Raw genomic sequence first — 10,132 nt, 5'->3', positions numbered from 1 at the left:
AGGGCGGAGTCCAATTGCGGAGAAAATTGGGGTGGTTGGGGAAAGTTTTTGGATTTGATCTTGGCGGGGGGGGTGGGGGTTGGTGTTTGGGGTCGAACCCAAAACCCCCACCCACGACCAACGTGCGTTGAGGCCTTCGTACCCTTATCCTCTTACTCGACGGTGGAGGAATTGGGACACGCGACGTCCCAATTCCTCCATCGCCGCTCGATCCGACCGTGAGCGTCAGCTGAAGCTGATGATCACGCCGCCGCCGTTGCCGGCGGCGTCACCGAGGCCGACGACGCAGGTGATGACCTTGCAGTCCACCGCGCCGTAGCTGCTGCCGTCGGGCAGGACACCGGTGAAGTTCTTCTGCACGGTGACCGGGCTCGAGATCTTCCCGGACGCGTCAGCGACCAGCGAGAGCTGCGAAGGGCTGCAAGGGAATTGCCCCGTCGCGTCCTGGGCACACTCGCCCACACGATAAGTGGCTCCCGGCGTCAATCCGGTTCCGGTCACCTGGACCACCGCACCGTCCGAGAGCCCCGAGGCCGGCGTGACCGTGACGGCCGCCGCGGCGGAAGCGCCCGGTGCGACGACAGCCAGCAGGCCGAGAGCGGCGATGGCGGAACCGGCGAACTTGGCGACAAGCTTTGCGGACACAGTAATCACTCCGATTCATTGCTGGGGATTTTCCGACTTACCAGGCGCGGGTTCCGTTGCCCCCCGGCGTCCTGATGACAACGTTACGATCACGGACCTAGATCGTCAACTCTTTCTTCGAGCAGTTTTCGAGTAGGCCGTAAGAAAAAACGTGCAATAAACTCGCGCGCTTCATGCGTAATTCACGGGTGGAAAGCCAGTCAGGAGAAGAGGGTCCGAGGGCGCACGCGGGAACCTGATTCAGTGACCTCTTCCAGCTCCGAATTCCTGTTCGGTGGCGCGCCAGAAAGGCACGCCGCCTACGCCGCGCTGCGCGAAAGCGGCCCTGTCCGAAGGATCACGCTCTCCTCGGGCACCAGCGGATGGCTGGTGAGCGGCTACGCCGAGGTCCGCCAGGCGCTCGCGCATCCGGGGCTGAGCGGGCGCACCGGTGTCGTCGGCGACCGGCGCGGCCTGTCCGAGGACGTCCGGCTCGGCATGAACACACACATGCTGAACCTCGATCCGCCGGACCACACCCGGCTCAGAAGGCTGGTGTCCGCCGCCTTCACCGTGCGCCGGATCGCCCAGCTGCGCCCCAGGATCGAGGCCATCACGGCCGAACTCCTCGACGCCGTGGCCGACTTCGACGAAGTCGACCTGATCAAGGCGCTGGCCCTGCCACTGCCGATCCGCATCCTCACCGAGATGCTGGGCGTGCCCGAGGACGAGGCGGGCGCCTTCCACGGCTGGACCGAGATCCTCACCGCCAGCGCGCTCCCCGTCGACGAGCTCGACGCGGCCGCCGCCGAAATGTTGCGCTATGTCAGGAAACTCCTCGCGGAGAAACGCGCGAACCCCGGCACGGACCTGCTTTCCGCGCTCGTCACGGTGCACGACGGCGACGACCGGCTGACCGAGCACGAGCTGACCTCGATGGTCTTCCTCCTGCTCATCGCCGGGCACGAGACCACCGTCCACCTCATCGGCAACGCCACTCTCGCGCTGCTCGAGAACCCCGCGCAGCTCGCCGCGTTGCGCGCGAACCCGGAGGGAATGCCCGCCGCGGTGGAGGAATTCCTGCGCTACGAGAGTCCGGTCCACGCGGCGATGCGCTACTCCAACCAGGACGTGGAACTCGGCGGCGTGACGATCCCGGCGGGCTCGCTGGTGATCGTGTCGCTGCTGGCCGCCAACCGCGACCCCGCCCGCTTCCCCGGCGCGGACGCGCTGGAACTCGACCGCGCGGACAACCCCCAGCTCGCCTTCGGGCACGGTATCCACCACTGTCTCGGCGCGCCGATGGCCCGGCTCGAAGGCGGGATCGCGATCACCGCCCTGCTCACCCGGTTCCCGGAACTGCGCGAGGCCGTCCCCGCGGAAAGTCTCCGCTGGCGCGTCAGCATGGTGATGCACGGCCTCGAAGCCCTTCCCGTCCGGCTTCGCTGACGAGTGTCCTTAAAGGACGATTTAGCTCAGCTGCCACCAAACCAGCAGGCTGGGATAAGACGCGCTCGAAACCGCGGTGCGACACTTTTCGTAGACGATCACGAATTCGCGGTGCGTATCTCACGTCCGCGAGCCGCGTCACCTCCTATTCCTGGGAAGGGAGTAGAACGTGTCCCAAGACCTAGGCACCCCGGTCACGAGCACTGCGCCGCGAGGCTCTGCCCCGCCCGTGCGGACGCCGAAGAAGAAGACCAAAACGGGGCTGTCCGCACTGGCCGCCAAGCGCATCGCCGTCCTGAGCTCGCTCGTCGCCGGCGTCGCCTACGGGTGGGGTATCGGCGGCAACGCCGCACACTACGCCTACGCCGCCGCGGTCCGCAGCATGTCCGCGAACTGGCACAACTTCCTTTACGGCGCCTACGATCCCGCCGGATTCATGAGTGTCGACAAGGCACCCGGGTCGCTCTGGCTCCAAGCGCTTTCCGTGCGCATCTTCGGTTATGAGACCTGGGCGCTGTTGTTGCCCGGTGTCATCGCGGGCGCCTTCTCGGTGTTCGTCCTGTTCGTACTGGTACGCCGCTGGGCCGGGCACGCACCCGCGGCACTGGCCGCGGTCCTGCTCGCCGCGACACCGATCACGATCGCGGGCACCCGGGTCAACCTGCCCGACTCGACGCTGATCCTGACGCTGCTCGTCGCGACCTACGCCTTCTGGCGGGCACTGGAGAACGCGTCGCCGCGCTGGCTGCTGCTGACCGCCGCGCTCGTCGGCGTCGGCTTCCACATCAAGCTCGCCATGGCACTGGCCGTCCTGCCGGTACTCGGGATCGTCTACCTCGTCGCCGCGCCGACCTCGCCGGGACGCCGGGTGCTGCATCTGCTGGGCGCCGGCGCGGTCACCGCCGCGGTGTCCTCGGTCTGGATGCTCATCGTCGCGCTGACCCCCGCGGGCTCCCGTCCGTACATGGACGGCAGCACTTCGAACTCGGTGTGGCAGATGGTCTGGTCCTACAACCTCTTCGACCGCACAGACGCCCCGAAGAGCGGGAACTCGGCCGAACTGCCGGTGCTGCCCGACGGCAAGGTCACGCCGGTCGACCAGGGCGGCGAGACCGGTGTGTTCCGTCTGTTCAACGACCTGATCGGCGGCCAGATCTCGTGGCTGCTGCCGCTGGCGCTGCTGCTGCTCGTCTTCGGCCTGGTCGCCGCGGGCCGCGCGCCGCGCACCGACAAGACGCGTGCGGGCTGGCTGCTGTGGGGCGGCTGGCTCGTCCTCTACGCGGGTGCGCTCAGCTTCTCGCAGAGCATCCACCCTTACTACACGAGCATCCTGGCACCGGCCATCGCCGCGATCGGCGGTGTGGGCCTGCATCTCGCCTGGACGTCCCGTCGTCATGTGTGGGTGGTGCCGGCCGGCCTGCTCGTCACCGGCGCCTGGGCTTTCGTGCTGCTGAGCCGTTCTAGTGACTACGTGCCTTGGCTGCGGCCGGTGGTCGCCATCGCCGCCGTCCTCGCCGTGGTGCTGTTCCTCGTGCGCCGCACCGGGAAGTTCGCCGTGGTGACCGGCGCCGTCGCCGGGGTCGCGCTGCTGGCCGGGCCGGTCGCCTGGGCGGCGCCCGCCTTCCACCCGCCGACGGATCCGCGGACGGCGATGTTCCAGAACTTCAACCCGCTCGCGGGGCCGAACCCGAACGCGCTCTCCACCGGCATCGACCTGACCAAGCTCATGGCAGGCGGCCCGAAGCCCGGCGCTGGCGGCGCGCAGGGGATGCCGTTGCCGCCGCCGATCATGTTCCAGATGATGCCGTCCGACGCCGACCAGAAACTCCTCGGCTTCCTCAAGGCCAACAAGCGCGGTGAGCGCTTCGATCTGGCGACCTTCGGCGGTACCGGTGCCTCGCCCTACATCCGGGCCGGTCTGTCCGTGATGCCGATGGGTGGTTTCGTCGGCACCATGCCGATGCCGACCGCGGACGGTCTCGCCGACAATGTCCGAAGTGGACAGTTGAGGTACGTCCTGTTCGGCGGATTCGCCTACGACAGCCCGACCGCGCTGGCCCGCAAGGACTGGGTGGTGCGCAACTGCACCCGGGTCCCGCCGCCCGCCTACACCGCCAACCCGTGGATGGGCTTCACCTCCGCCCTGTTCGACTGCAAGCCGGGAGCGTGATGGCCCCATGACGGCTGAACTCACCGCGGCACCCCGCCTCGCGCCGGGAAGCCGCACGACGGCGAGCGTCGAGATCGTCATCCCGGTGCTCAACGAGGAACGCGCCCTGCTCGGCTGCATCACCACGCTGAGCGCCTACCTCGGCGACGACTTCCCGTTCCCCTGGTCGATCACCATCGCCGACAACGGCAGCACCGACCGGACCTGGGAGATCGCCACCGAGCTGGCCGAGCGGAACCCGCGCATCTCCGCGCGGCGGGTGCCGGTCCGCGGCCGGGGCGCGGCGATCAAGGCGACGTGGGGGTCCAGCACCGCCGACATCGTCGCCTACATGGACGTCGACCTCTCGACCGGTCTGGAGGGTCTGCTCCCCCTGATCGCGCCGCTGGTCAGCGGGCACTGCGAGATCACCATCGGGACCCGGCTCGGAAACGGCTCGCGGATCCGCCGCAGCCTCAAACGCGAGATCGTCTCCCGAAGCTACAACGCGATCACCCGGCATGTGTTCGGACTGCGCAGCACCGACACGTCCGCCGGGTTCAAGGCGGCCCGGCGCGAAGCCGTGGCCGGGCTGCTGGACGCGGTCGAGGACGACCACTGGTTCTTCGACACCGAGATGCTGATGCTGGCCGAGCACAACGGCCTGCGGGTGCACGAGGTGCCGCTGGACTGGGTCGAGGACGTCGATTCGCGGGTCAAGGTCACCCAGACCGCGATGGGGAACCTCAAGGGCCTGGTCCGCGTGGGCCGGGCGATCGCCGCCGGGAAAGGGCGTGTGAACGTGCCGGAGATCCCGCAGTTGCGCGCCACCCATCCGGACGCCGTGCTGGCCCAGCCCCGGGCCGCGACGCTGGCGAAGTTCCTCGGGTTCGCGGTGATCGGCGCCATCTCGACAGTGCTCTACACGCTCCTGTACCTCCCCTTGCGGGTCCCGCTGACCCCGGCGGGGGCGAACCTGGTCGCGCTGGTGCTCGTCGGGGTGGCCAACACCGAGGCGAACCGGCGCTGGACGTTCAACCGCGGCGGCGGGCACCGGCTCGGCTTGCACACCCGCGCCGCGATCCTGTTCGCCACCACGTACCTGCTGACCACGCTGGCCGTGACCGGGCTCCACCTGATCGCCCCGGGCTCCGGGCCGGTCGTCGAACTGCTCGTGCTCATCGTCGCCTACGGGCTGATGACGCTGCTGCGGTTCGTGGCCCTCGACCGCTGGGTCTTCGCCCAGCACCGGAAGGAGCTCCAGTGAAGACGGCGGACATCACCCGGATCACCGAGATGGAGGACCGCCACTGGTGGTTCCGGGAGAAGCGGCACCTGCTCGCCGACGAGCTGAAGCGACTCGGCCCGCCCGGCCGCGCGCTCGACATCGGCGCGGCGGGCGGTGGCAACACGCGGGTGCTGCGCGAGCGCGGCTGGGACGTCGTCGCCACGGACTACGACGAGAACGCCGTCGAGATCGCGCGCTCGCGCGGTCTCGACGCGATCCACGCCGACGCCCGTGACCTCCCGCTGCCGTCTTCGTCGTTCGATCTGGTGGTGGCTTTCGAGATCCTCGAGCACATCCAGGAAGACGACCAGGCCGCCGCGGAACTGTTCCGGGTGCTGCGGCCCGGCGGCTCCGCGCTGATCAGCGTCCCGTCCGGAATGGACCTGTGGTCGGCGCACGACGTCGCGGTCAGCCACGTGCGCCGCTACGACCGGGCCTCGCTGCGGAAGGTCATCGAAGACGCCGGCTTCGTCGTCGACGAACTGTGGAGCTGGAACGTCCTGCTCCGGCCGGTCGTGGCGCTGCGGCGGCGTTCGGCTCGCGGCAACGAACTCAACGAGCACACGCCCTGGCTGGTCAACCACGCCCTGACCGCGATCGTCACGGCCGAGCGCTACCTCCCGACCCGTTCGCGGCGCGGCGTCTCGCTGATCCTGAAGGCGCACAAGCCTTAGCTGCTGGAAGTACATGAAGGCCCCCTTCCTTGCGCCTGGCGCAAGGAAGGGGCTTCACGTACTTACCGACCGCCAGTGGCCCAGGCGGCCGGTGAGGGGGTGTGTGGAAATAGAGACGTTGAGTGTCCCTATTTCCACACACCCTCGTCACGACCAGACCGGTCACGCGGCACTGTGTGGATTTCTGGTCATCCAACGCACCGAAATCCACACAGTCCGACGTCACCGGGCCCCTCATGACCCCGAACGCAAGAAAGGGCCGTTCACAACAGAAACCTGTCGTGAACGGCCCTTCCTCCAGCGGACCTAAGCCGCGCGAAGCCCGGCCGGAGGGACGTCCCAGGCGGTGCCGCGGTGCTCGAGGTACCAGTCCACCGTCTTCGTCATCCCCTCCTCCAGTGTGACGAGCGACTCCGGCTCGATACCGACCGACAGCAGCGTCGAAACGTCGGCCGTGACCGGGGTGTTCGGCGTCTCGCCCGGCCGCATCGGCAGGTCGGTGATGCCCACCCGCGGGTAGCCGCGCTGCTCGCAGATGTCGATCACCAGATCCGCCACCTCGCGGATGGTCACCGATTCGGCGGGCCCGATCTCCACCGTGTGCTCCAGTACCCGTCCCTCGGCGGCGGCCTCCAAAGAGGACACCAGTGTGCGGGCCACGTCGCCGACCCACACCATGTCCGAGACCTGCCGTCCACCGCCGTAGAGCTCCACGGGGATGCCGGACAGCGCCCGGCAGACCAGCGCCGGGGTGATCTTGCGGACCTTGCCCGCGGCGAACGGCGGCGCGGCCTTCTGGCGCGGGCCGTAGGCGTTCACCGCGCGGACGCAGTTCACCCGCGTCCCGCGGTCCGCGTTGAACATGCGGACGAACCGTTCGACCGTGGTCTTCGAGATCGAGTAACTGTTGTTCATCCAGTGGTTGCCGACGCAGATGTAGACGCCGGGCAGGTCGTACTGGGCGACGGCCTCGAGGAAGTTCAGGCCGCCCATGACGTTGGTCTCCACCGCGGGCCGCGGATTGGTGATCGTCTCCTGGGTGCCCAGTACGGCCGCCAGATGGATGATCCCGTCGCAATGCGCCGCGAGCTCGGTCAGCGCCGTCGCGTCACGGATGTCGCCCAGCATGACCTCCCACGGCCCGCCGTCCCCCTCGCCACGATGGTCGAAAACGACCGGCGTATGCCCTCGCGCGGCGAGCTCCTCGCAGACGTACTGCCCGATGAACCCGGTGCCACCGGTAACACCAACCTTCATTTTTGCCACCTTTTCCCGATAGGCTGGGAATTTCAGGACTTTTCCTTTTCGCAGAATCCCATCGGCGGCTCGGCCCGGACGCCTCCAATACTGCCGCGAAAGGCGGTAAAGGCGGGTGAATTCAGCCCAGGAACTTCTTGAGCGCGTCGATGACCTGGGCCGGCTGTTCCTCGGAAAGGTAGTGCCCGGCCCCGGCGATCTTGACGACCTGAGGATCGGCCGCCTTCGACGGCATCACCTGGAGGAAGTACTGGTGGTTGAACTCGCCGGCGAGGCCCAGCACCGGCATGGTCAGCTTCCCGTACGCCGACCCGGCCGCGATGTCCTGGTTGAGCGTCCGGTACCAGCCGTTCCCGGCACGGACGGCCTCACGCGACTCGTAGGCGCGCGCGTAGACACTCCGGTCGAAGTCGCTCACCGCCGCCGGTACCACCGAGAGCTGGTTGATCATCGCGTCCACGAGGTACCGCGAGCGGCCGGAGACGAGCTGCTCGGGCAGGCCCTGGAGCTGGTTGAACGTCCACCACCACGGCGAGAACTGGCCGGGGCCCGAAGGCAGCAGCGGCAGCTGGTAGAGACTCTTGTCGGGCGCGACCACGTCCATCAGCGCCAGCTTCCCGACCGACTGCGGGTACTTGATCCCGTAGCTGTGCGCGACCATCGCGCCGATGTCGTGGCCGACCACGTCCGCCTTGGCGTACCCGAGTTTCGCGACCAGCGCGTGGACGTCGGCCGCCAGCGTCTCCTTGTCGTAGCCCGACGCCGGCTTCGACGACCCGCCCATCCCCCGCAGGTCGACGGCGATCACGCGATGGTTCGCGGCCAGCGCCGGCATCACCTTGTGGAACGCCCACCACGTCTGCGGCCAGCCGGGCAGCAGCACCACCGGGCTGCCGGAACCACCGGCGACGTAATGCAGCCGGACGCCGTTGACGTCGGCGTGGGAGCTCTCGAACTTACCCGGCAGCGAGCGCGCGAGCGCCGCGTCGGATTGTCTCCACCCCGTGTTCGCGGAGGCCCCCGCCCCCGCGCCCCCCACCAATACCACCGCCGCGGCCGCGGCCAGTGCCGTCATCACTTTTTTGAACTTACGCATGAAATTCGCTCCCACCGCGAGGGAATGGTTACTCGACACCTCAATAATCAGCCGAGTGGACCGAAAAACGCATCTCGCTTGTTGCGGAGGAGTAAAAAAGGATTTCGTGGCGACCGAATGTCTTCACGGCCGAAGTCGTGAGTGGCGATGCGGATTTCGGTCCGAATCGCCACTCACAACCATCCACGAGACCGGTCACGCCGCGCGCGACTCGCTGCCCGGGCGGGGAAGCTCCGTCACGGTCGCCCCGGTGGCGGGACGCCTCCGGTTGGCCCGCAGCACCTTGAGCATGATGCCCGGCTTCATCAGCGCGGTCGGCGGATCGATCAGCCCGGCCACCCGCATGAACGCCGCCGTGATCTCGGGATCGACCGTCGCCGCGTACTGGACCTTCGCCATGTACGCGTTGCCCATCTTGACCTGGAGCGTCCGTTTTCCTTCCGCACCCGGGAAGTCGAGGTCACCGCTGGTCGAGATCGCCCACGGGTCGTTGATGACCTTGCCGATCTCGCGCAGGAACTTCCGCGAATCCGGCTCGGATCGCCGGGCGAGGTGCTCGCGCAGCGCGATCGCCTCCATCGACGCGACCGTCATGCCCTGGCCGTACACCGGGTTGAAGCTGCAGAACGCGTCGCCGAGCACGAACAGCCGCTCCGGGAACCGCTTGAGCCGTTCGTACCGCCGTCGCAGGCTCGCCGGGAACTTGAACGTCACCGGCTCGATCAGCGGCTGGGCGTCCTTCACCGCTTCGTAGATCTCCGGGGCGGGCAAGGACTTCACGTAGTCGAGATAGCCGCGCGCGTCGGTCGGCGGATGGTCGCCGAGGATCCCGGTCAGCGAAAGGATGCACTCGTTTTCGTTGACCTGCCCGAAGAACGCGCCCCGCGGATGCGCGGGCGAGGCGACCGGGTTGATCGACTGCCAGCCGTCGAACATCTCCGGCCGCTTACGGAACATCCGGGTGGTGTAGGCCAGCCCGATCTTCACTCGCTCTTCGGCGGGCCGTTCGAAACCCAGTTCCTCCAGCCAGGCCGGCGTCCGCGAACCGCGTCCGGAGGCGTCGACGACCAGGTCCGCGCCGAGGCGCTCCTCCTCCGACGAGCCGTCCCGTGCCTGCACGCGGACCCCGATGATCCGCTTGCCCTCACGCGTGGCGAGCAGGCCGTGGACGTCGGTGCGTTCGCGGTAGGTGACGTTCGACAACGCCGCGGTGCGCAGCCGCAGGTGGTGCTCCAGTACCGGGCGCAACGCCGTGATCGACGGCAGCCCGCTGTCGGCGGGCATGACCTGCGTCCCGTTGAAGAACCACTTCATCCGTGCGAGGTCGCCGACCGGGATGCCGGAGTCCCGCAAGTCGTCCAGCAGGCCGGGGAAAAGCTCTTCGAGGATGAAATAGCCGCGCGCGTGCAGTCCGTGCGCGTGCCAGGTGTGCGGAGTGCCGCGCCGCGGCTTGTCCACGCCGAGCACCTCGTCGCGATCGACGACCACGACCTCACGGTAGAACTCGGAAAGCACTCTCGCCGCCAGGGTGCCGGCGACACTACCGCCGATCACCACCGCGCGTTTGCCGACGGGTTCGTTCATGACCATGGCTC

Annotated in this window: 8 protein-coding genes; 4 read left to right on the top strand and 4 right to left on the bottom strand. The window is 68.1% G+C overall.

The features are described 5' to 3' along the window. Positions 1 to 225: 225 nt before the first annotated feature. Complete coding sequence (locus ACZ5IK_RS02925) at positions 226 to 645, bottom strand: enediyne antibiotic chromoprotein (RefSeq protein ID WP_184895922.1); 420 nt, start codon at positions 643 to 645, stop codon at positions 226 to 228. 243 nt (positions 646 to 888) lie between these two features. On the opposite strand from ACZ5IK_RS02925, the gene ACZ5IK_RS02920 reads away from it, so the two are divergent. The 4 genes from ACZ5IK_RS02920 (at position 889) to ACZ5IK_RS02905 (ending at position 6,184) form a co-directional block, all read left to right on the top strand. Continuing rightward, a complete protein-coding gene (locus ACZ5IK_RS02920; RefSeq protein ID WP_465486291.1) occupies positions 889 to 2,073 on the top strand; it encodes a cytochrome P450 family protein in 1,185 nt (394 codons plus the stop codon). Positions 2,074 to 2,242: 169 nt separating this feature from the next. Next, positions 2,243 to 4,243, top strand: coding sequence for an ArnT family glycosyltransferase (locus ACZ5IK_RS02915; protein WP_465486290.1), 2,001 nt, complete (start codon positions 2,243 to 2,245; stop codon positions 4,241 to 4,243). A 7-nt stretch (positions 4,244 to 4,250) separates the two neighbouring features. After that, entirely contained in the window at positions 4,251 to 5,489 is a 1,239-nt protein-coding gene (locus ACZ5IK_RS02910) for a glycosyltransferase (RefSeq protein ID WP_465486289.1), read from the top strand. Then, positions 5,486 to 6,184, top strand: a complete 699-nt coding sequence (locus ACZ5IK_RS02905) for a class I SAM-dependent methyltransferase (RefSeq protein ID WP_410664709.1) — start codon at positions 5,486 to 5,488, stop codon at positions 6,182 to 6,184. The genes ACZ5IK_RS02910 and ACZ5IK_RS02905 overlap by 4 nt, the downstream gene beginning before the upstream one ends. A gap of 306 nt (positions 6,185 to 6,490) precedes the next feature. Here the strand turns inward: ACZ5IK_RS02905 and ACZ5IK_RS02900 are convergent, their stop codons facing one another. The 3 genes from ACZ5IK_RS02900 to ACZ5IK_RS02890 all read right to left on the bottom strand — a co-directional run bounded on the left by ACZ5IK_RS02900 (position 6,491) and on the right by ACZ5IK_RS02890 (position 10,121). Further along, on the bottom strand, positions 6,491 to 7,441 hold the full coding sequence (locus ACZ5IK_RS02900) for an NAD-dependent epimerase/dehydratase family protein (protein WP_465486288.1): 951 nt from the start codon (positions 7,439 to 7,441) through the stop codon (positions 6,491 to 6,493). A gap of 121 nt (positions 7,442 to 7,562) precedes the next feature. After that, positions 7,563 to 8,537 (bottom strand): alpha/beta fold hydrolase, encoded by a 975-nt coding sequence (locus ACZ5IK_RS02895; protein ID WP_465486287.1) that lies wholly within the window; start codon positions 8,535 to 8,537, stop codon positions 7,563 to 7,565. A 195-nt stretch (positions 8,538 to 8,732) separates the two neighbouring features. Beyond that, on the bottom strand, positions 8,733 to 10,121 hold the full coding sequence (locus ACZ5IK_RS02890; RefSeq protein ID WP_465486286.1) for an FAD-dependent oxidoreductase: 1,389 nt from the start codon (positions 10,119 to 10,121) through the stop codon (positions 8,733 to 8,735). Between the last annotated feature and the right edge of the window lie 11 nt (positions 10,122 to 10,132).

The sequence above is a fragment of the Amycolatopsis sp. NPDC031561 genome (assembly GCF_055580625.1).
The sequence above is the reverse complement of the archived record's forward strand: the minus strand, read 5'-3'. Positions and strand labels throughout refer to the sequence as shown.

Bases quoted from the DNA above. Each gene is read 5' to 3' on its own strand.
- ACZ5IK_RS02910 (WP_465486289.1), top strand. From the start codon at position 4,251: ATGACGGCTGAACTCACCGCGGCACCCCGCCTCGCGCCGGGAAGCCGC.
- ACZ5IK_RS02900 (WP_465486288.1), bottom strand. From the start codon at position 7,441: ATGAAGGTTGGTGTTACCGGTGGCACCGGGTTCATCGGGCAGTACGTC.
- ACZ5IK_RS02895 (WP_465486287.1), bottom strand. From the start codon at position 8,537: ATGCGTAAGTTCAAAAAAGTGATGACGGCACTGGCCGCGGCCGCGGCG.
- ACZ5IK_RS02890 (WP_465486286.1), bottom strand. From the start codon at position 10,121: ATGAACGAACCCGTCGGCAAACGCGCGGTGGTGATCGGCGGTAGTGTC.